General features: G+C 74.9%; 17 protein-coding genes. 9 read left to right on the top strand and 8 right to left on the bottom strand.

All coding sequences use genetic code 11. The annotated features are described in order from the left end of the window. The first annotated feature begins 23 nt into the window (after nt 1–23). The gene (locus ACFWPT_RS19815; RefSeq protein ID WP_380483110.1) at nt 24–1,463 is read left to right on the top strand and encodes an amino acid permease; all 1,440 of its coding nucleotides are present in this window, start codon (nt 24–26) and stop codon (nt 1,461–1,463) included. A 165-nt stretch (nt 1,464–1,628) separates the two neighbouring features. Then, nucleotides 1,629–2,819: a helix-turn-helix domain-containing protein gene (locus tag ACFWPT_RS19810; RefSeq protein ID WP_380343018.1), complete on the top strand. Its 1,191-nt coding sequence runs from the start codon at nt 1,629–1,631 to the stop codon at nt 2,817–2,819. A 136-nt stretch (nt 2,820–2,955) separates the two neighbouring features. Here ACFWPT_RS19810 and ACFWPT_RS19805 read toward each other — a convergent pair whose 3' ends face one another. Continuing rightward, complete coding sequence (locus ACFWPT_RS19805; protein ID WP_380428045.1) at nt 2,956–3,753, bottom strand: S1 family peptidase; 798 nt, start codon at nt 3,751–3,753, stop codon at nt 2,956–2,958. A gap of 332 nt (nt 3,754–4,085) precedes the next feature. Between ACFWPT_RS19805 and ACFWPT_RS19800 the strand changes: the two genes are divergently transcribed. The 4 genes from ACFWPT_RS19800 (at nt 4,086) to ACFWPT_RS19785 (ending at nt 10,444) form a co-directional block, all read left to right on the top strand. Continuing rightward, nucleotides 4,086–4,937, top strand: a complete 852-nt coding sequence (locus tag ACFWPT_RS19800) for an EI24 domain-containing protein (RefSeq protein WP_380483108.1) — start codon at nt 4,086–4,088, stop codon at nt 4,935–4,937. Between the two features lie 539 nt (nt 4,938–5,476). Beyond that, nucleotides 5,477–6,142: a lytic transglycosylase domain-containing protein gene (locus tag ACFWPT_RS19795; protein WP_380483106.1), complete on the top strand. Its 666-nt coding sequence runs from the start codon at nt 5,477–5,479 to the stop codon at nt 6,140–6,142. 202 nt (nt 6,143–6,344) lie between these two features. Further along, nucleotides 6,345–7,349, top strand: coding sequence for a glycosyltransferase family 2 protein (locus ACFWPT_RS19790; RefSeq protein WP_380483104.1), 1,005 nt, complete (start codon nt 6,345–6,347; stop codon nt 7,347–7,349). A 173-nt stretch (nt 7,350–7,522) separates the two neighbouring features. Then, entirely contained in the window at nt 7,523–10,444 is a 2,922-nt protein-coding gene (locus ACFWPT_RS19785; RefSeq protein WP_380483102.1) for an FAD-binding and (Fe-S)-binding domain-containing protein, read from the top strand. Here the strand turns inward: ACFWPT_RS19785 and ACFWPT_RS19780 are convergent. Together ACFWPT_RS19780 and ACFWPT_RS19775 are read right to left on the bottom strand one after the other, a co-directional pair. Further along, nucleotides 10,441–10,947, bottom strand: a complete 507-nt coding sequence (locus tag ACFWPT_RS19780) for a hypothetical protein (RefSeq protein WP_380377298.1) — start codon at nt 10,945–10,947, stop codon at nt 10,441–10,443. The genes ACFWPT_RS19785 and ACFWPT_RS19780 overlap by 4 nt on opposite strands. A 41-nt stretch (nt 10,948–10,988) precedes the next feature. Then, complete coding sequence (locus tag ACFWPT_RS19775; RefSeq protein ID WP_380377300.1) at nt 10,989–11,501, bottom strand: DUF1453 domain-containing protein; 513 nt, start codon at nt 11,499–11,501, stop codon at nt 10,989–10,991. Between the two features lie 79 nt (nt 11,502–11,580). Between ACFWPT_RS19775 and ACFWPT_RS19770 the strand changes: the two genes are divergently transcribed. After that, entirely contained in the window at nt 11,581–12,204 is a 624-nt protein-coding gene (locus ACFWPT_RS19770) for a TetR/AcrR family transcriptional regulator (RefSeq protein WP_380377302.1), read from the top strand. A gap of 63 nt (nt 12,205–12,267) precedes the next feature. On the opposite strand, the gene ACFWPT_RS19765 is transcribed toward ACFWPT_RS19770, so the two are convergent. From ACFWPT_RS19765 to ACFWPT_RS19755, 3 genes are all read right to left on the bottom strand, one after another. Then, nucleotides 12,268–12,726, bottom strand: a complete 459-nt coding sequence (locus ACFWPT_RS19765) for a CBS domain-containing protein (protein ID WP_380377304.1) — start codon at nt 12,724–12,726, stop codon at nt 12,268–12,270. 77 nt (nt 12,727–12,803) lie between these two features. Continuing rightward, nucleotides 12,804–13,775: a slipin family protein gene (locus tag ACFWPT_RS19760; protein WP_380377305.1), complete on the bottom strand. Its 972-nt coding sequence runs from the start codon at nt 13,773–13,775 to the stop codon at nt 12,804–12,806. Between the two features lie 369 nt (nt 13,776–14,144). After that, nucleotides 14,145–15,062, bottom strand: coding sequence for a PIG-L deacetylase family protein (locus ACFWPT_RS19755; protein ID WP_063346448.1), 918 nt, complete (start codon nt 15,060–15,062; stop codon nt 14,145–14,147). Between the two features lie 294 nt (nt 15,063–15,356). Here ACFWPT_RS19755 and ACFWPT_RS19750 point away from each other — a divergent pair, with 294 nt between their 5' ends. Next, on the top strand, nt 15,357–16,139 hold the full coding sequence (locus tag ACFWPT_RS19750; RefSeq protein WP_380377307.1) for a uracil-DNA glycosylase: 783 nt from the start codon (nt 15,357–15,359) through the stop codon (nt 16,137–16,139). Nucleotides 16,140–16,233: 94 nt separating this feature from the next. Here ACFWPT_RS19750 and ACFWPT_RS19745 read toward each other — a convergent pair whose 3' ends face one another. Further along, on the bottom strand, nt 16,234–17,007 hold the full coding sequence (locus ACFWPT_RS19745; protein ID WP_380377309.1) for an SDR family NAD(P)-dependent oxidoreductase: 774 nt from the start codon (nt 17,005–17,007) through the stop codon (nt 16,234–16,236). Nucleotides 17,008–17,154: 147 nt separating this feature from the next. Between ACFWPT_RS19745 and ACFWPT_RS19740 the strand changes: the two genes are divergently transcribed. After that, entirely contained in the window at nt 17,155–18,006 is an 852-nt protein-coding gene (locus ACFWPT_RS19740) for a helix-turn-helix transcriptional regulator (protein WP_380377310.1), read from the top strand. 18 nt (nt 18,007–18,024) lie between these two features. Here ACFWPT_RS19740 and ACFWPT_RS19735 read toward each other — a convergent pair whose 3' ends face one another. Beyond that, nucleotides 18,025–18,912, bottom strand: coding sequence for a CHAD domain-containing protein (locus tag ACFWPT_RS19735; RefSeq protein WP_380483100.1), 888 nt, complete (start codon nt 18,910–18,912; stop codon nt 18,025–18,027). Nucleotides 18,913–18,941: the final 29 nt, after the last annotated feature.

The raw sequence follows: 18,941 nt of genomic DNA, 5'->3' as shown, positions 1-18,941 counted from the left end.
TGGAAAGGCACAGGGCTCATCTGATGAGTGCGGACACCACCAGGCCTGCGGCAGCCGCCCAGGTCCCCCAGCAGGCCGGGCCGCCCGGGCACGGCGGCGAGGGCCATCTGAAGGCGGGGCTCAAGAACCGCCACCTGTCGATGATCGCCATCGGCGGGGTGATCGGCGCCGGCCTGTTCGTCGGCTCCGGCGCGGGCATCGCCTCCACCGGGCCGGGCATCCTGCTCTCCTACACGCTGGCCGGTGTGCTGGTCGTGCTGGTGATGCGGATGCTCGGCGAGATGGCGGCGGCCGACCCGCAGAGCGGCTCGTTCTCGGCGTACGCGGACCGCGCGCTCGGCCGCTGGGCCGGGTTCACCATCGGCTGGCTCTACTGGTTCTTCTGGGTCGTGGTGCTCGCGGTGGAGGCCACCGCCGGCGCGAAGATCCTCAACGCCTGGATGCCCGGCGTGCCGCAGTGGGCGTTCGCGCTGCTCGTGATGGCGGTGCTGACCGCCACCAACCTGTTCTCGGTCGCCTCCTACGGCGAGTTCGAGTTCTGGTTCGCCGGGATCAAGGTGGTGGCGATCGCCGCGTTCCTGGTGATCTCCACGCTCGCCGTCTTCGGCGTGCTGCCCGGCACCCACGCGGTCGGCACCAGCAATCTGACCGGCCACGGCGGCTTCCTGCCGCACGGCGTGGGCGCGGTGTTCACCGGCATGCTCACGGTGGTCTTCGCCTTCATGGGCAGCGAGATCGTCACCCTGGCCGCGGGCGAGTCGGAGGACCCGGAGCGCGCGGTCAGCAAGGCCACCAACAGCGTGATCTGGCGCATCGGGATCTTCTACCTGGGCTCGATCCTGCTCGTGGTCACCCTGCTGCCGTGGGACTCGGACGCCGTCAAGGGCAGCCCGTACGTGGCGGTGCTGGAGCACGTGGGCATCCCGGGCGCCGGCCAGGTGATGAACGTGATCGTGCTGACGGCCGTGCTGTCCTGCCTCAACTCCGGGATGTACACGGCCTCCCGGATGGCCTTCTCGCTCGGCCAGCGCGGGGACGCGCCCAAGGCCTTCGCGACCGTGACCAAGCGGGGCGTGCCGCGGGTGGCCATCCTGTCCTCGGTGGTCTTCGGCTTCGTCGCGGTGTTCTTCAACTACACCTCGCCGGACACGGTGTTCGCGTTCCTGCTCAACTCCTCCGGCGCGGTTGCGCTGTTCGTCTGGCTGGTGATCTGCTTCTCCCAGCTGCGGATGCGCCGGATCATCGAGCGGGAGGCTCCCGAGCGGCTGACCGTCCGCATGTGGCTGTACCCCTACCTGACCTGGACGGCCATCGGCATGATCGGGTTCGTGGTGGCGTACATGTTCACCGACGCCGACGGGCGCAAGCAGATGTACCTGTCGCTGGTCGCCGCGGCGATCGTGCTCGCGGCCTCGGCCGTGGTGGGCCGACGGCGGCGGGCCGCGGTGGCGGCGGGGTCCTGACCCGTCCGCGCCGCGCGACAGTGCCGGGCCCGGGAGCCGTTGCGGAGGCTCCCGGGCCCGGTGCCGTTCGCCGGACACGAACCACAGTTTGACAATGGCACGTCAAGGGGGATACCTGGGCATGGCGCTCCCCCACGAGCGCTCCCCCACCCCCCGGGAGACCCCTTGCCACCCCTCCCCGCCCCCGCGTCCGCGCGCCTGCGCTTCGGCCACCGGCTGCGCCACTGGCGCGAGGCCCGCGGACTCAGCCAGGCCGAACTCGGCCGCCTGCTCGGCTACCACAACTCACTGATCAGCCGAGTGGAGAACGCCCGCCGCTGGCCACCGCCGGGGCTCCCCGCCCGGGCCGACGAACTCCTGCTCACCGGAGGCGAGTTGGCCGCCCTGTGGCAGCCCGTCCGGCAGGAACGGGAGCACCTCGGCGAACTCGCCGCCCCCGCCCTGCCGCCCCTCGGCGAGAGCGGCACAGGGCCCCCGACGGGCCGACCGGACGCCGCCACCTTCGCCGTGCTCGGCCACCTGCTCGACGTCTACCGCGCGGCCGCCGCCCACACCGGCGGCGAACAGCTGGCCACCGTCCTCGAACACCACGCCCGCACCCTGGCCGCCTGGCAGCACGCCGCCCCGCGCGAAACCGCCCCCGCCGTCCGCTCGCTCGCCGCCCGCTACGCCGAACTCGCGGGCTGGGCCCACTTCGAGGGGGACCGCCGCACCCGCGCGCTCGGCTGGTACGCGGCCGGACTGGAATGGGCCCGCGCCGCCGACGACCAGCCGACCGCGGCCGCCCTGCTCGCCCGGCAGAGCACCCTGCACTGGTGGAGCGGCGACCCGGCCACCGCGCTCGCCCTGGCCGAGGCCGCCCACGCCACCGCCCGCACCCTGCCCGGCCTGCGGGCCTGGGCCGCCCTCGCCCAGGCGCACGCCCACGCGCTGGCCGGCGCGGCGCCCGAGACGTGGCGGGCGATGGCGGACGCCGAACGGCTGACCGAGGCCGCCCTGCGGGCCGGCGAGCCGGTGCCCGGGGCCGCCCGAGCGGCCCTGGTGCTGGGCGTCGCCCACGGCACCTGCCACCGGGACCTCGCCGTCCGCACCGGCCGCACCGCCCACGCGCACGCGGCGGTGGCCCACCTGGGCGCCGCCCTGGGGCGCCTGGACCAGGCCGCCCACCCGCACGACCACGCCCTGGTCGCCGGCCGCCTCGCCGGGGCGTACGCCCGGGCCGGGCGCCACGAGGCCGCCGCCGCCGTCCTCTCCCGGCTGCCGCCGGACGCCACCGGCCGGATCGCCTACGAGCGGCGCCGGGCCCGGGCCTGGCTGGGCGGCTCGACGGCGCACCGGCCCCCGGCGGACGGTTGACGGCTGACGGCCCCCGGCGGACGGCTGACCGCTGACCGCTGACGGCGGACGGCGGACGCGCCGGAGCGCCCGGTGGGGATTCTCCGGGCGCTCCGGCTCTTCGGTTCTTCGTTCTTCGGTTCTTCGGCGGTCGGCGTCAGAGCCCGGCCGCCGCCGAGGCGATGTCGGCCGCGTAGGTGCTGACCTTGGTGTAGACGCCCGGGTAGCCGGGCCGGGCGCAGCCGTTGCCCCAGCTGACGATGCCGACCTGGACCCAGCGGCCGGCCGCGTCCCGGTGGACCATCGGCCCGCCGGAGTCGCCCTGGCAGGTGTCGACGCCGCCCTGGTCGACGTAGCCCGCGCAGAGCGAGGCCGCGCTGTTCAGGCCCGGGTAGGCGTTGGCGCAGGCGGCGTCGTCGACGAACGGCACGGTGGCCTTGAGCAGGTAGCGCTGCTGCGCGCCGCCCTCGGTCGCGGCGCCCCAGCCCATGATGGTGAAGGTGCCGCTGTCGTAGGCGGTGGAGTCGGTGGTCGGCAGCGTGCTCACCTGGCTGCCGCCGACCGGCGAGGCCAGCTTGATCAGCGCCCAGTCGTCGCCGCTCTCCGCGCCGGAGAAGCCGGGCGCCTGGTACACGTACGTCGAGCGGACCTTGACCGCGCTGCCGCTGCGCAGGTCGACCGCGCCGGCGGTCGCGGTGATGCTGGTGTCGGCGCCGGTGCCGTTGACGCAGTGGGCGGCGGTGAGCACGATCTGCGGGGTGTAGAGCGCGCCGCCGCAGCCCATCGAGAGCCGCACCACGAACGGGAACTCGCCCTGCGCCGCCCGCGTGCCGCCGACCACGCCCGGCGACGGCGCCGAGGGTGCGGGCGAGGCGGCGGCGGGCAGCACCAGCGCGCCGGCGCCGAGCACCAGTGCGGCCAACAACACGATGAATCTGCCGAATTGACGCTTCATCAGACTCCTCCACTGACAGGTCGGGGAGCACCGAGGGTGGCCCCGAAGGCGTCGCGACAGGAGGGGCCCGACCCTGCCGGTCGAAACTGGCAGGAACACGGCAATGCGGGGTTCCGGACGGGGAAGCCAGGGCATGTCTGACAATTCGCGTCGGATCGGCGTGCGGCGTCTGGGTGCGTGCATCGCAAGGCGGAGGAGGGAGTCCATGCGGTGGGGGCACCTCCCGGCCGGAGGCTGGGGGCCATCGGCGACCGACGACAACGCGGCGAGGTGCGTGCCCAGACGCCGCACGCCCGGCGGGAATTGTCAGACATGCCCTAAGGTGATCGCCCATGCGAGATCTTGTGGCGGGGATGAAGTACCTGGTCGGGGGCCAGAAGTGGGTGGGTCGACACGGCCGCTGGTGGGGCTTCGGCATGCTGCCCGCACTGCTCACCCTGGCCGGGTACGCCGTCGCGCTCGTCTTCCTCGGCGGCTGGTCGAAGGACCTCGCCGACTGGGCCACCCCGTTCGCCGACCACTGGAGCTCGCCCTGGCAGGGCCTGCTGCGCGACGCGCTCGCCGCGATCGCCTTCGGCGGCGGCCTGCTGCTCTCGCTGCTCACCTTCACCGCCGTCACGCTGCTGGTCGGGCAGCCCTTCTACGAGGCGCTGTCCGCGAAGGTCGACGAGACCGAGGGCGGTGCGCCCACCCCGCCGGAGTCGCCGCTGTGGCGCGAACTGGTGATCGCGGTACGGGACAGCGCCGCTGTCCTGGTGCGGGTGGCCGCGTTCGGCGTGGTGCTGTTCGCCTGCGGCTTCATCCCGGTGATCGGGCAGACGGTGGTGCCGGCGCTGGGCTTCCTGGTGTCCGGCTTCTTCCTGACCGTCGAGCTCGTCGCCGTCGCCCTCCAGCGGCGCGGGGTGCCGCAGCGTGAGCGGATCCGGCTGCTGCGCGCCCGGCTCGGGCTGGCGCTGGGCTTCGGCACGCCGCTGATCCTGGCCTTCCTGGTTCCGCTGGTGACGGTGCTCGCCATGCCGGGGGCCGTCGCGGGCGCCACCCTGCTGGCCCGGGACCTGGCCCGCGACCTCGCCCTCGACCCGGTCCACGACGCGGCCCCGGCGGACGAGCAGGAGCAGGAGCAGGAATCGGCGGCGGAGCCGGCCTCCCGGCCCGCCACCGGGAACCCGTACGCGACCTCCTGAAGCGGTGACCGGCCGGTCACCCTGCGCCGATCCCGGCCGGCCGGAGGTGTGAGGCCGCCCACACGGGGTTCGCCGTCTACTGCCCCCGATAGTGGACGGCTACGGCCCGGGCGCCGGCCGACCCCCCGGCACGGGCTCCCGTCCCGCGTCGGGCTGCCCGGAACACCTCGAAGAACGCAGGCCACCGCACCTCACACCCACGCATTCCGCTCGCGCCACCGACCTTCGACCTACAAATACGCAAGTCGGACAAATTCCCCCAAACCCATCACCGCGTCTCGCCGCAGCCACCCTGCGGCTACTACCCGCCGTAGTGGCACCCGCCTTTGCCACCCGTCCCCGGCCCTGCGAAGAATGGCCCGTCGCCAGGCAGCGCAGCCGGCCCCCTCCGCCGCGCAGCCGACCCGCCCCGCCACTTCCGCCGGGGCGCCACGGCCGTCCCGGACGGCCGCGCGGGCCCCGCTCACCCGGGCGCCCGTGCGATGCCCCGCACCCGGTGCCACCGGCACGGCCCCCGACGGAAAAGGATTGTCCGCTTCATGCAGCTCAGCCATGCCCGCCGCAACTCCCTGATCACCGGCATCGCCACCCTCGTCGTCGCGAGCGCCGCCACCGCCGCCCTCGCCCTCCCGCAGGCCGGGAACACCACCGAGGCCGCCGCACCCGCGGCCGCCGTCACGGTGGACGGCAAGGCGGCCGCCGACCAGGCCCAGGCTGACACCGCTGCTGCTGCCGCCGACCAGGCCGCTCAGGAGGCCCAGGCCCAGGCGCAGGCCCAGGCCGAGGCGGAGTCCGCCGCCCAGGCGCAGGCCGAGGCCGACGCGAAGGCCCAGGCGGACGCCAAGGCCAAGGCCGACGCGGACGCCGCCGCCTCCCGCTCCCAGGCGCGCCAGGACCTCACCAGCGCCCCGACCCTCACCGGCAGCCCGCAGCAGATCGCCGCGCAGCTCGTCCCGGCCGGCCAGCTCCAGTGCTTCAGCAACATCGTGTCCCGCGAGAGCACCTGGAACCACCTCGCCGTCAACGCCTCCTCCGGCGCGTACGGCCTGGTCCAGGCGCTGCCCGGCAGCAAGATGGCCTCGGCCGGCTCCGACTGGCGCACCAACCCGGCCACCCAGATCAAGTGGGGCCTGGACTACATGAACTCCCGCTACGGCAGCCCCTGCGCCGCCTGGTCGTTCTGGCAGAACCACCACTGGTACTAAACCGAGGCTGCCGAGCCTCGACGCACCCCGGGCCCGCGACGCACCACGCGTCGCGGGCCCGGCGCGTTCCGGCTGTCGTGGACGCGTCCGGCAGGCCGCGTGAAGATATGGCGTACGGTCGTACGATTTGGCGGGGATTGCTCGGTATTACGCACCGTCAGGGCTTTGCCACGGTCAGCGCGTCCTCTTACGCTCCGGCGTCATGCCCTCACCCCTCATCAGCGTCGTACTCCCCGCCTACGACCAGCACAAACAGCTCGCGGACTGCCTGGACTCGCTGCTCTCACAGTCCCTCCAGGACGTCGAGGTGATCGTGGTCGCCGACCGCTCCCCCGACGCCGCGGGCGAGCTCGCCGACGCGTACGCGGCCCGGCACCCGCGGCTGTCGGTCCTGCACCTCAACGCGGCGGTCGGGGTCGGGGTGAGCCGGAACGCGGGGGCGGCGCGGGCCGCCGGCGAGTACCTGCTGTTCCTGGACGCCGACCACCAGCTGCCCCAGGACGCGTTGCAGACCCTCGCCGACCGGCTCGGGCAGACCGGCCCGGTGGACCTGCTGCTGTTCGGCCACTCCCGCCGGCACAACGACCGGGACTGGCCGGGCGGAGCGGAGTCGCTGCTCGCCGAAGCCGGCCCCGAGGTGTTCGAGCCCTTCGACCAGCCCGCCCTGTTCGGCGCGCCGCCGCTGGTCTGGGACCGGCTGATCCGCCGCGGCCACTGGGAGGAGCTGCGGCTGGCCTTCCCCGACGGCCGGTACGAGGAGATCCCGGTGGTGCACGCGGCACTGCTCGGCGCCCGCCGGGTCGCCGCGCTGGCGCGCGAGTGCGTGCAGCTGCGCCGCCGGGAGACCGTCCACCCCACCGGCTCCCCGGGCAGCGGCGTGTTCGACCTCTTCGACCAGTACGAGCGCAGCTTCGCGCTGCTGGAGGACCAGCCGCACCTGTACGCGGTGCGGGACGCGCTGTTCGTCCGGATGATCCGGCACTACCTGTTCGTCTTCGACCTGGCCGGGTGCGTCACCCGCGCCGAGCGGCCGCAGTTCTTCCACCGGGCCGCCGAGCACCACCGGCGCTTCCAGCCGCCCGGCCACCGGCGGCCCGGCGGCCGCGAGGGGATCAAGTTCTCGCTGCTGGCCGGCGGCGCCTACCCGGCGTTCGAGATGGCCAAGCTCTCCCACATCGCCCGCGGCACACTCACCGGGCGGCGGTGACGTACTCCGCACGTGCGCGGCCCCGCCTCCGCAGGCGGCGGGGCCGAGGTCCTGTCCGGGCGGCCGCCGACCGACACCCCATCGGCGGTACCCCGGTCGTGGCCGGTACCCCTGCGGGCGCGCGGCTGCCATGATCGGCCGGAGCCGTCGCCGCACCCGCCCGGAGGTCCCTGGTGAGCCGTCCGTCCGCAGCCCCCGGGGCCGAGCTGGCCCGCGAACTGGCCGCCGTACTGCGCGGGGAGGTCCGCTTCGGCACCGCCGAGCGGACCGTCTACAGCCACGACGCGTCCAACTACCGGCAGCTGCCGCTCGGTGTGGTCAAACCCGCCGACCTCGACGACGTCCGCACCGCCGTCGCGCTCTGCCGTCAGTACGGCGTGCCGATGGTGCCGCGCGGGGCGGGCACCAGCATCGGCGGGCAGGCGATCGGCCCGGGCGCGGTGGTGCTGGACTTCCGCCGCCACCTCGGCGCCGTCCTGGACGTCGACCCGCAGGCCCGCACCGCCCGGGTCCAGCCGGGCACCGTGCTGGACGACCTCCAGCGCGCCGCCCGGCCGTACGGGCTGCGCTTCGGCCCCGACCCGTCCACGCACAGCCGCTGCACCCTCGGCGGCATGATCGGCAACGACTCCTGCGGCTCGCACTCGCTCGCCTGGGGGCGCACCTCGGACAACGTCGAGCGGCTGGAGCTGCTGCTCGCGGACGGCACCGAGCTGACCGTGGGCGGCCGGCTCACCCCGCAGGAGCGCGCCGCGCTCCGCGCCCTGCCCGGGCGGCCCGGCGAACTCCACCGGCAGCTCCAGGAGTTCACCGACCGCAACCTCGCCACCATCCGCCAGGGCCTGCCCGCGCTGCCCCGCCGCACCTCCGGCTACCCGCTGGACGCCCTGCTGCCCGAGCACGGCCACGACCTGGCCCGCGCGCTCACCGGCACCGAGGGCAGCTGCGCGGTGCTGCTCGGCGCGACCGTCCGGCTGGTCGAGGAGCCACCCGCGCGCGCCCTGGTGGTGGCCGGCTACCCCGACGAGGGCGCCGCCGCCGACGCCGTCCCCGCGCTGCTGCCGCTCGGGCCGCTCACCGCCGAGGGCATGTCCGCCGACCTGATCGCCGCACTGCTCGCCGCCGGCCCCCGCCCGCCCGCGCTGGACCGGCTGCCCGCGGGCGAGTGCTGGCTCTTCCTGGAGACCGGCGGCGCCACCCCGGTCGAGGCCTACCAGGCGGCCCGCCGGCTCGCCGACGCGGTGCGCCGCGAGCGCTCCGCCTCCGTCGCCCTCGTCACCGACCCGGCCGAGCAGCGCCAGCTCTGGGCCGTCCGGGAGGCGGGCGCCGGCATCGTCACCCGGCTGCCCGGCGGCGGCGAGGCCTGGCCCGGCTGGGAGGACTCCGCCGTCCCGCCCGAGCGCCTCGGCGACTACCTGCGGGACCTGCGCGCCCTGCTGCGCCGGCACAGCCTGCACGGCGTGCCGTACGGGCACTTCGGCGACGGCTGCGTGCACCTGCGGATCGACTTCCCGCTGGACGAGCCCGCCGGGGTGCTGGTCTTCCGGGAGTTCCTGGAGCAGGCCGCCGACCTGGTGGTCTCCTACGGTGGTTCGCTCTCCGGCGAGCACGGCGACGGGCAGGCCCGCGGCGAGCTGCTGCCCCGGATGTACCCGCCCGAAGTGATCGCCCTGTTCGGCGAGTTCAAACGGATCTGGGATCCCGAGCACCTGCTCAACCCGGGGGCGCTGGTCGACCCGCGCCCGCTCGACGCCGACCTGCGCTTCGTCACCGCCCCGCGCCGCCCGCTGCCGCTCGCCCTCCCGTACGAGCAGGACGGCGGCAGCCTGGCCAAGGCCGTGCACCGCTGCGTCGGCGTCGCCAAGTGCGTGGACCCGAACACCGGGGTGATGTGCCCCAGCTACATGGCCACCGGCGAGGAACGGCACTCCACCCGGGGCCGGGCCCGGCTGCTGGCCGAGATGCTGCGCGGCATGGCGGCACCTCCCGGCCGCCAGGGCGGCGCGGCGATCGCCGACGGCTGGCGCTCGACGGAGGTCCGGGAGGCCCTGGACCTCTGCCTGAGCTGCAAGGGCTGCGCGAGCGACTGCCCGGTCCATGTCGACATGGCGACCTACAAGGCCGAGTTCCTGCACCAGCACTACCGGCACCGCCCGCGCCCGCTCGCCCACTACTCGATGGGCTGGCTGCCGCGCTGGCTGCGGGCCGCCGCCCTCGCCCCCGGCGCCGCCAACACCCTCGCCCGCTCCCCGGCCGCCGGACTGCTCAAGCTACTCGGCGGAGTCGACCGGCGCCGGGTGCTGCCGGTCCTCCCGCCGGAGACCTTCACCCGCTGGTACCGCCGCCACCGCGCCGCGCACCCGGCCCCGGCGGGGGCACGGCCGGTGCTGCTGTGGCCGGACACCTTCTCCGACCACCTCCAGCCGAACGTGCTGCGCTCCGCCGTCGAGGTGCTGGAGCACCTGGGCTTCGACGTGCGGCTGCCCGCCGGCCCGGTCTGCTGCGGCCTGACCTGGTACTCCACCGGCCAACTCGGCACCGCCCGCCGGGTGTTGCGGCGCAGCCTGCGGACGCTGGCCGACACCGGGCTGCCCGCCGACACCCCGGTGGTCGGGATGGACCCGAGCTGCACCGCCGCCCTGCGCGAGGACCTGCCCCGACTGCTCGGCCCGGACGGCCGCCCGCTCGCCGAACGCACCCGCACCTTCGCCGAGTTCCTCGACCAGTACGCCCCCGACGCCCCGCTCCCGCACGTCCCGCTGGACGCCGTCACCCAGACCCACTGCCACCAGCACGCCGTCCTCGGCAGCGCCGCCGACCGCCGGGTCGAGGCCCGACTCGGCCTGCACAACCGGGTGCTGGACTCCGGCTGCTGCGGCCTGGCCGGCAACTTCGGCTTCGAGCGGGGCCACTTCGAGGTGTCCGAGGCGATCGCCGAGCGCGTCCTGCTGCCCGAGGTCCGGGCCGCCGCCCCCGACACGGTGATCCTGGCCGACGGCTTCAGCTGCCGCACCCAGATCACCCAACTCGCCCAGGGCCGCCAGGCCCTGCACCTGGCGGAACTGATCGCCCGGGCGCTTCGGGGGCGCGCTTAGGGCGCGGCGTGCTCGCCGAGGAAGGCCCCGGCGCGGGCCGCGGCCTCCTCCTTCGTCGGGTAGCCGCGGTCGGCCGCGCCGCGCGCGCCGTCGGCGCCGACGCCCGCCCAGCGCCAGCCGCCGGATTCCTCCTCCTGCCCCAACTCGGCCGTTCCGCCGAACAGTTCGAGCATGCCCTGCGGCACCGCAGGGCGGGCCTCCGGCCACTTCTTCCGGGCGCCCTGCCGGGTGATGCCCCAGGCCGCACCCAGTTGCTCGTAGCTCGCGCCGTAGGAACCCGCCGTCGCCGCCGCGATCGCGGTCAGCCGCTTGACCTCCGTGTCCACCACCTTCCAGGTGGCGAGGACGGAGAGCGCGACCTCGGCCGGGTCCGCGTTCCACATCCGGTCCTCGGGCAGCCCGGTCTCGTGCGAACGAACAGCCCTGGCGAGGGGGTTCAGTGCGTCACCGAGCGCCCTGGCCAGCTCGGACCGCTCCTCGGGGGTGATCTCGATCGATGTCATGCGACAACCATAGTTACCGAACCGGCCTACGACAACCAAAGTTACCGCCTGATTCGATCCGCGCCGAGTGACGGACTCAGACCCCGTCGCTCGGGCGCGAAGGGAAGACCCGCGACGAGCACCCGGCAGCCGACCGCCAGGGCCTCACCGAGGAAGCCCACGCCGATCGACAACTGCACCGGCCGGGCATCCGGAGCGAGACCGAAGCGGCCGGCGAGGAGGCCGAAGCCCGCCATCACCGCGAGGGAGCCGGCGGCGACCAGGAAAGTCCGGCCGGTGTACCGCTGCCACGCCACACCGTCGCGCTCGAACAGCGTGACGGTGATGCCGCGCAGCACCCCGAGTCCGACGCCGAGCGCGGCACCGGCGGCCACCCAGGCGTAGTCACCCGCACCCAGACCCGGGCGCCGCACCAGCGACCAGAACCCGATCGCGGTCAGCACCACCGGCGGCGCGAACAGGTCCCGGGCATTGAGCGGCTCCCCACGCAGCCGCCGGATCACCACCACCACGACCACGACGGCGATCAACCCCGCTTGCAGCCAGACGTTCATCGGCACACCCCTCCCCGGGAGTTTTTTAGCTCGACCATGCTAAATCAGCAATTTAGCTCGACCGTGCTATAACGGCAACATGCCCAAGATCGTGGACCCCGCGGAACGCCGCCAGGCCGTCGCCGACGCCGTGCTCCGCGTCGCCGCCCGAGAGGGGCTGGAACGCGCCTCGCTACGCAACGTCGCGGACGAGGCCGGGCTCGCCATCGGCTCGGTACGGCACTACTTCGCCGGCAGCTCCGAACTGATGATCTTCGCGATGCAGGAGCTGGCCCGCCGCATCGACAGCCGCATCCGCACCCACGCCCGCACCCTGCTCGACCCGGAGGGCGGCACCGACCGCCGCACACAGGTCGAGGAACTCCTCACCGAGACCCTCCCGCTGGACGCCGAGCGCCGGGAGGAGTCCGCGCTCTGGCTGTCCTTCGTCACCGCTGCCCGCACCCGCCCCGAACTCCGCTCCCGCGCCGCCGAGTTGCAGGCCGGACTGGACGGGCTGATCCACCGCGTCCTGACGGAGGCCGAGCGCTCCGGCGCCCTGGCGCCCGGCCTCGACCTCGCCGTCGAGACCCGCCGCCTCTCCGCCCTGCTCGACGGCCTCACCCTCCAGGCCGTCCAGCACCCGGACCTGGTCGGCCCGGACGAACTGCGCGCCGTGCTGCGCCGCCACCTAGACACGCTGGCCGGACGATGCCCTGATTGATTCGCCGCGTCCCTGATCCGCCACAGCTGGCACTGACCCCCCGGCCCGGATCAGCCGACGCCGTCAGGCCCCGGCCTTGGCCGCCTCCTCCGCGGGCGCCTCCTCCGCGCAGACCGCCGACACGAACTCCGCGACCCGGGCCTGCGGCAGCCCGCGCGCGATGTCCGCCTCGCTGATCATCCCGACCAGCTTGTGCTCCGGGTGGTTGATCACCGGCAGCCGGCGCACCCGGTACTGCTCCATCACCCGTAGCACCTGCTCCGCGTCCTCGTCCGCCTCCACCGTCATCGGCCGGCCCAGGGCCAGCTCGCCCGCCGTCACCGCGGCCGGGTCCCGGCCCTCGGCGACGCAGCGCAGCACGATGTCGCGGTCGGTCACGATACCCAGCAGCTTGTCGTCCTCCCCGCAGATGGGCAGCGCGCCGACGTGTCGTTCCCGCATGATCCGGGCGGCGGCGGCGAGCGTCTCGTGCTCGCGGATGCACTCCGCGCCCGGGTGCATGATGTCGCTGGCTCTGGTCATGGTCCCGCCTCCTGGCCTGGCTTCGGCTCCCCTGTCCATCCTGGTCCGGGCCCGCGGAGGCCGCCACCGGGCGCCGGTCAGGCCGCCTGGTCCGGCTCCGCGCGCCCGCCCGGCGCGTCCGCATCCGGCACCGGCGACTGGTCCAACAATTCCTCCAGCGGCGGGAGTTCGTGCTTCGAGCTGTCCTGCTCGACCTCCGCCTTCGCCGCCTCCTTCCCCTCCACGGCGGCCCGTTCGGCGGCCTTCGCCGCTGCCGCCGCGGCATTCACCGCAGCCCGCTGCTGGTTGTCCGTCGCGCTGTCCAGGAAGCGCAGCAGCTCCACCGGGAAGGGCAGCACCAGCGTCGAGTTCTTCTCCGCCGCCACCTCCACCACCGTCTGCAGCAGCCGCAGTTGGAGCGCCGCCGGGGTCGCGCTCATCACCGCCGCCGCCTCCGACAACCGGGCCGAGGCCTGGAACTCACCGTCCGCCGTGATGATCCGCGCCCGCCGCTCCCGCTCGGCCTCCGCCTGCCGCGCGATCGAGCGCTTCATCGACTCCGGCAGCGCGACGTCCTTGATCTCCACCCGGTCGATCTCGATGCCCCAGCCCAGTGCCGGGCTGTCGATCATCAACTCCAGCCCCTGGTTGATCGGTTCGCGGTTGGCCAGCAGGTCGTCCAGCTCGCTCTTGCCGATGATCGAGCGCAGCGAGGTCTGCGCCACCTGGGAGATCGCGAAGTGGTAGTCCTGCACGTTGACGATCGCCTTCACCGGGTCCTCGACCCGGAAGTACACCACCGCGTCCACCCGGACGGTCACGTTGTCCCGGGTGATGCCCTCCTGCGCCGGGATCGGCATCGTCACGATCTGCACGTTCACCTTGCGCAGCTTGTCCGCGATCGGCAGCAGCCCCACCAGCCCGGGCTCGCGCACATCCCTGCGCACCCGGCCGAAACGGAACACCACTCCCTTCTGGAACTGCTGGACGACCCGGACGCTCAGGCCCGCCCAGATCGCCCCCAGCCCGACCAGCCCCCCGATGGCACCCAGCACCGCATCGACGATCATCGCGGCCTCCTTGCGGCCTCGGCGAGGCCTCCTCGCGCACCAGCCAGCCCCGGCCGTCGCCGACCCGGCCCAGCCGGGGGCCGCCGGAGCAGCTGATTCCACGCTACGCCTGCCCGGCCAGGCCGGCGCAGGGCCGATACGGGCCCGGCACGAGCTCGGTGCACGGCCGATGCGGGCCCGGTGCGAGCCCTAGGAGGGCTTTGTCAGGTCCTGTGGTGGGGGTCGGGGGGTTGTCCGGCCTCGAACGTCGCTGCGAGACGATCACCCGCTCGGGGATCGGTGGGGCGGTGGTGACCGGTTCGTCCCGCGGGGTTGAGCGGGAATCCGGGTCGGGCCGTCCGCCGACAGCCCGACCCCGGCCCTGTTCTGTTACGACCACTCCGGGTGCGGGGCCGTGATGCTCCCGAACTGGTACGAGTTGTTGGGGAGGGTGAAGACGTACTCGTGCGGGTCGTTGTGCGCGGACTCCAGCTTGTTCGGGACGCTGTGGTAGCCGAGCGCGTAGAGGTTCCGGGACGGGGCCCAGGTGTTGTAGCAGTAGATGGCGTTGCGCTTGGTCGCCATGTGCGCGGCAGGGATGTCCAGCACGTAGGCGGCACCGTTCGCGCGGGAGCCGAGCGGCTGGTCGTAGGCGTAGACGAAATTGAAGCGCACGTCGGTGAGTTTGCCCTCGCGGGCCAGTTGCACGGCCGCGTCGGCGATCGCCTTGTGGGTGTCGGTGATCTCCAGCCAGCCCGCGGTGAACTTGTGCGAGGCGCCCGGGTACTGCCGCGCGATGGACGCGATCTTCGACTTGACCGTGGCGACGAACCGGGCGAAGGCATCGGGCCCCCCGTAGGGGGAGTCGACGATCTTCAGGTTGATCACCTTGTCGACCCCGAGGGTGGCGGCAGAGGCCATGAACTCGGCCGTCCGGCAAGGGACGATCTTGCTGCTGCCGTCGGTCGGCCAGTTCACCCCGTGGTGGCCGCCGGCCGCGCAGGGGTGCCGGTCCGAGCCTGTGGTCAGCGGGCAGGGATCGGTGTTCATCAGCTTCGCCAGCCCGTCGTTCTCTCCCCGTGTCACCAGCACGAGGTACACCGGCCGGCCGGCCGCCTTGTGCTCCAGGATCGCCCCGGCCAGGCCCAACGCCTCGTCGTCCTGGTGCGGCGAGTAGAAGATCGCCGGCGGTGCCGCCGCCGACGCCTCGGTCGCCCACATGCCGGAACTCAGCACCGTCGCGCCGGCCAGCGCGCCGGCCGTCAGGACCTGCCGTCGAGACGGACCCGCGTACCCGTTCTCCACCATTGTTGCCTCCCGGTCCCACCGGACCTTCTCGCCACCGCCCCGATCACCGGGCCCAACCCGGTCGACGGGCCACCGTCACCCGGCGGTTCAACCAGGCCACCGTCCAGACCGCCCAGCGGGTGCGGCCGGACAGGGCCCAGTAGGGCTTTGTCGGGCGCCACGGATGGTCAGGCGAGGGGAGGGATGCCTCACCCGCCCAGGCCCCCTGGACCGGTGCCTGCCCGATATGCGACCGACCCGCATCCGCCCCGCTCCCACCACAGGACCTGACAAAGCCCTACTAGGATCGGGGCCATGCCGCAGTCCGCCGCCGCCGACGACCCCGGCCACCCCCGCCACCCCGCCGAGGCCGCCGCCCGCGCCATCTCGCTCACCGCGCTGGACCGCGTCGTCACCGACTGCCGGGCCTGCCCGCGCCTGGTCGAGTGGCGCGAGGAGACCGCCCGCACCAAGCGCCGCGCCTACCTGGACTGGGACTACTGGGCCCGCCCGATCCCCGGCTTCGGCCCGCCCGACGCCCCGCTCGTCCTGGTCGGCCTCGCCCCCGCCGCCCACGGCGCCAACCGCACCGGCCGGATCTTCACCGGCGACCCGTCCGGCGACCTGCTCTACGCGGCGCTCTACGACCTCGGGCTCGCCAACCGCCCCGAGTCCGTCCGGTACGGCGACGGCCTGCACCTGCACGGCGTCCGCATCACCGACCCGGTCCGCTGCGCCCCGCCCGACAACAAGCCCAGCACCGCCGAACGCGACACCTGCCGCCCCTGGATCACCCGCGAACTCCAGTTGCTGCGCCCCACCGTACGGACCGTCGTCGCCCTCGGCGGCTTCGCCTGGCAGGCCCTCCTGCCCGCCCTCGCGCAGGCCGGCTGGCAGGTCCCCCGGCCCCGCCCCGCCTTCGGCCACGGCGCCCTGGCCGTCCTCCCCGCCACCGACGACGGCCCCGCCCTCCAGCTGTACGGCTGCTACCACGTGAGCCCGCGCAACACCAACACCGGCCGCCTCACCACCCCCATGCTCCGCGCCCTGCTCCGCACCGCCGCCCGGTCGGCCGGGCTGGAACCTGCGTCGGAGTAGGCCCGACGGCACCGACCCCCGTACGGTGCCGTCGGACCCGCCCCGACCAGCCGGGCCCCCGACCGACCGGGCCCCCAACTGATCGGGCCCGCACTCAGTCGAACCGCCGGGTCGCGGTGATCCCGCCGTCCACCGGCAGGGTCACCCCGGCCACGTACGACGCCCGGTCGCTCAGCAGCCAGGCCGCCGCCTCCGCGATCTCGGTGTCCGCTCCCGCCCGGCCCAGCGGGGTGGAGCGGACCACCAGGGCGTCGAACTCCGGGCCGGACGCGAAGAACTGCTCCGTCGAGGGCGTCCGCACCACGCCGGGCGCGACGGCGTTGACCCGGATGCCGTGCCGGGCGTAGTCGGCGGTGGCCGCCTTCACCAGGCCGGTCAGGCCGTGCTTGGCGGCCTGCTGGACGCCGTCCCCGAAGCCGCCCACCAGCGCGCCCACCCCGGAGTTGAGCACCACCGCGCCGCCCCGACCGCCCGCCGCCATCGCCCGCAGCTGGGCCCGCAGGCAGAGCCAGCTGCCGCGCAGGTTGAGCGCGTGGGTGTCGTCCCACTCGGCCTCGGAGCGCTCGGCGAGCGGGGCCGGCGACAGGCCGGAACCCGCGTTGTCGAAGGCCGCGTCCAGCCGGCCGTACGTCGTGAGCGCCGCCTCGACCGTCCGCTCGGCGCCCTCCGCGGTGGTCAGGTCGGCGGCGACGGCCACCGCCCGGGCCCCGCCGGCCCGCAGCTCGGCGGCCAGCGCCTCCACCTCGGCGCCGGAGCGGGCGGCCAGCACCAGCAGCGCGCCCTCCCGGGCGAACAGCCGGGCGGCGGCTGCGCCGATGCCGCGCCCGGCGCCGGTGACGATCGTGACCTTGTCGTCGAGAAGTCCCATGCGGCGAGCCTCCCGGCGCCCCGCCCGGGCCACCAGCGGCCAGCCCTTCCCGGGGACGGGCCGACCAGGGACCAGCCGACCAGGGACGGGCCAGCCAGGGACGGCCAGGTCCTGGCTAACCCCGCCCGGCTGTGGCAGCGTGACCGCATGCCCGAGACCCCGCTGGGCGCGTTCCTGCGCGCCCGCCGCGCCCGCCTCGCGCCCGCCGAGGCGGGCCTGCCCCCGGCCGGGCGCCGCCGGACGCCCGGGCTGCGCCGCGAGGAGGTGGCGGCCCGCGCGGGCATCTCCGCCGACTACTACGCCCGGCTGGAGCAGGGCCGCCAGCGGGTGCCCACCGGCCCGGTCCTCGACGGCATCGCCGAGGCCCTGCAACTGGCCGGGGCGGAGCGCGCCTACCTGCACCGGCTGGCCGCCCGGCACCGCGCACCGGCCGGGGCGCCGCCCGAGCCGCCGGCCGTCTCCGCCACCACCCTGGCGCTGCTGGACACCCTGGACGCCGCGCCCGCCTTCGTCACCGGCCCGACCTTCGAACTCCTCGCCTGGAACCGCCCGGCCGGCCTGCTGATGGCCTGGCCGGAACGGCGCCCGCCCCACGAGCGCAACCTGCTCTGGCAGGTGTTCTGCTGCCCGTACGGGGACCGTTCACAGGGCAACCTCGCGGCCACCGGCTCGATCGGCGCGGACCTCGTCGCCTCGCTGCGCGCCCACCACGCGGACCGCCCCGGCGACCGCGGGCTCACCCGCCTGGTCCGCCGGATGTCCTCGGACAGCCCGGCCTTCGCCGCGCTGTGGGACCGCCACCGGGCCGGCCCGCCCGGCCCCGGCCGACTCCACATCCGCCACCCGGCCCTGGACACCGACGTCCTGGACTACACCGTGCTCGCCCTGCCCGAGGAGGGCCGGTACGTCTTCGCGTGCCTCGCCCCACCCGGCAGCCGCGCCCGCCACGCCTTCGCCGCCGCCCACGACGCGGCCCCGGCCCACGCGGCGCCGTTCTAGGTTGGGCCTAGGTTTGGCCTAGCCGAACCGCGGCAGCTTGCGCCCCGCCGCCCAGGCCCACACCTGGGGCAGCCGGGCCCGGGCCGTCTCGGCGGCGGTGAGCTGGCGGGCGTAGAGCACCCCGAGGCCGAAGGGCTCGCCGCTGTCGGCGGCCTGCCCGGCGAGGGTGCCGGCGGCGACCACCGCGTCCTGGTGCTCGCCGAGCAGTTCCTGGACGGCCTTCATCCGGTCCGTGTACCGCTCGGCGGCCGCGCCGACCGCCGGGGCGGCGGTCTCGCCGGCGTAGCGGGCGCGTTTGGCGGCCTTGCGGGCCTCGTGCAGGGCGCGGTCGCGCTGCTCGGCGGGCCCGGCCCCGGCGTCGAGGGCCGCCCGGACGCGCTCGCCGGTGCGGTGCTGCTCGCGCTCGGCGATCCGGGCCAGCTCGGGGACGGCGTCACGGCCGGCCCGACGGCGCAGCGGGGGGTCGGCGAGGAGGGTGGCGAGGGCGTCGGCGAGGGCGCGGCGGCGCGGGCTGTCGAGGGCCGCGAGCACCTCGGGCCAGGCCTGCCGGTACTCGACCCGCCCCCACCGCTCCAGCTCCGCCGCGACCCGCTCCGGCCGGCAGGCGGCGGGCAGTGCCCGGGCCTGGGCGGCCAGCCGCTCGGCGAGCACCTCGCCGTCCCGGGCGCGGCCGAGGGCGGCCGCGAGCCAGCGCAGTTCGGCGACCAGGCGGTCGGTGGCCCCGGGGGCGAACAGCCGCCGGAAGGTCCGCAGGGCACTGCGCAGCCGTCGGCAGGCGACGCGCATCCGGTGCACCGCGTCCGGTTCGTCCGCCCGGACGGCGTCGTCGAGGCCGGCCAGTACCGCCGCCTGGGCCCCGAGTCGGTCCAGCAGCACCTGCCCCACCGTGGTGGCGGGTCGCGCCATGAGCGCTCACCCCCTCATCGGGGTCGCCG

The organism is Kitasatospora sp. NPDC058478, assembly GCF_042720345.1.
Lineage (GTDB): Bacteria > Actinomycetota > Actinomycetes > Streptomycetales > Streptomycetaceae > Kitasatospora.
The sequence above is the reverse complement of the archived record's forward strand: the minus strand, read 5'-3'. Positions and strand labels throughout refer to the sequence as shown.

What these genes read in the sequence shown, in the direction of transcription:
- ACFWPT_RS19815 (WP_380483110.1), top strand. Translation starts at nt 24, where the DNA reads ATGAGTGCGGACACCACCAGGCCTGCGGCAGCCGCCCAGGTCCCCCAG.
- ACFWPT_RS19805 (WP_380428045.1), bottom strand. Translation starts at nt 3,753, where the DNA reads ATGAAGCGTCAATTCGGCAGATTCATCGTGTTGTTGGCCGCACTGGTG.
- ACFWPT_RS19800 (WP_380483108.1), top strand. Translation starts at nt 4,086, where the DNA reads ATGCGAGATCTTGTGGCGGGGATGAAGTACCTGGTCGGGGGCCAGAAG.
- ACFWPT_RS19795 (WP_380483106.1), top strand. Translation starts at nt 5,477, where the DNA reads ATGCAGCTCAGCCATGCCCGCCGCAACTCCCTGATCACCGGCATCGCC.
- ACFWPT_RS19790 (WP_380483104.1), top strand. Translation starts at nt 6,345, where the DNA reads ATGCCCTCACCCCTCATCAGCGTCGTACTCCCCGCCTACGACCAGCAC.
- ACFWPT_RS19780 (WP_380377298.1), bottom strand. Translation starts at nt 10,947, where the DNA reads ATGACATCGATCGAGATCACCCCCGAGGAGCGGTCCGAGCTGGCCAGG.
- ACFWPT_RS19775 (WP_380377300.1), bottom strand. Translation starts at nt 11,501, where the DNA reads ATGAACGTCTGGCTGCAAGCGGGGTTGATCGCCGTCGTGGTCGTGGTG.
- ACFWPT_RS19770 (WP_380377302.1), top strand. Translation starts at nt 11,581, where the DNA reads ATGCCCAAGATCGTGGACCCCGCGGAACGCCGCCAGGCCGTCGCCGAC.
- ACFWPT_RS19765 (WP_380377304.1), bottom strand. Translation starts at nt 12,726, where the DNA reads ATGACCAGAGCCAGCGACATCATGCACCCGGGCGCGGAGTGCATCCGC.
- ACFWPT_RS19760 (WP_380377305.1), bottom strand. Translation starts at nt 13,775, where the DNA reads ATGATCGTCGATGCGGTGCTGGGTGCCATCGGGGGGCTGGTCGGGCTG.
- ACFWPT_RS19755 (WP_063346448.1), bottom strand. Translation starts at nt 15,062, where the DNA reads ATGGTGGAGAACGGGTACGCGGGTCCGTCTCGACGGCAGGTCCTGACG.
- ACFWPT_RS19750 (WP_380377307.1), top strand. Translation starts at nt 15,357, where the DNA reads ATGCCGCAGTCCGCCGCCGCCGACGACCCCGGCCACCCCCGCCACCCC.
- ACFWPT_RS19745 (WP_380377309.1), bottom strand. Translation starts at nt 17,007, where the DNA reads ATGGGACTTCTCGACGACAAGGTCACGATCGTCACCGGCGCCGGGCGC.
- ACFWPT_RS19740 (WP_380377310.1), top strand. Translation starts at nt 17,155, where the DNA reads ATGCCCGAGACCCCGCTGGGCGCGTTCCTGCGCGCCCGCCGCGCCCGC.
- ACFWPT_RS19735 (WP_380483100.1), bottom strand. Translation starts at nt 18,912, where the DNA reads ATGGCGCGACCCGCCACCACGGTGGGGCAGGTGCTGCTGGACCGACTC.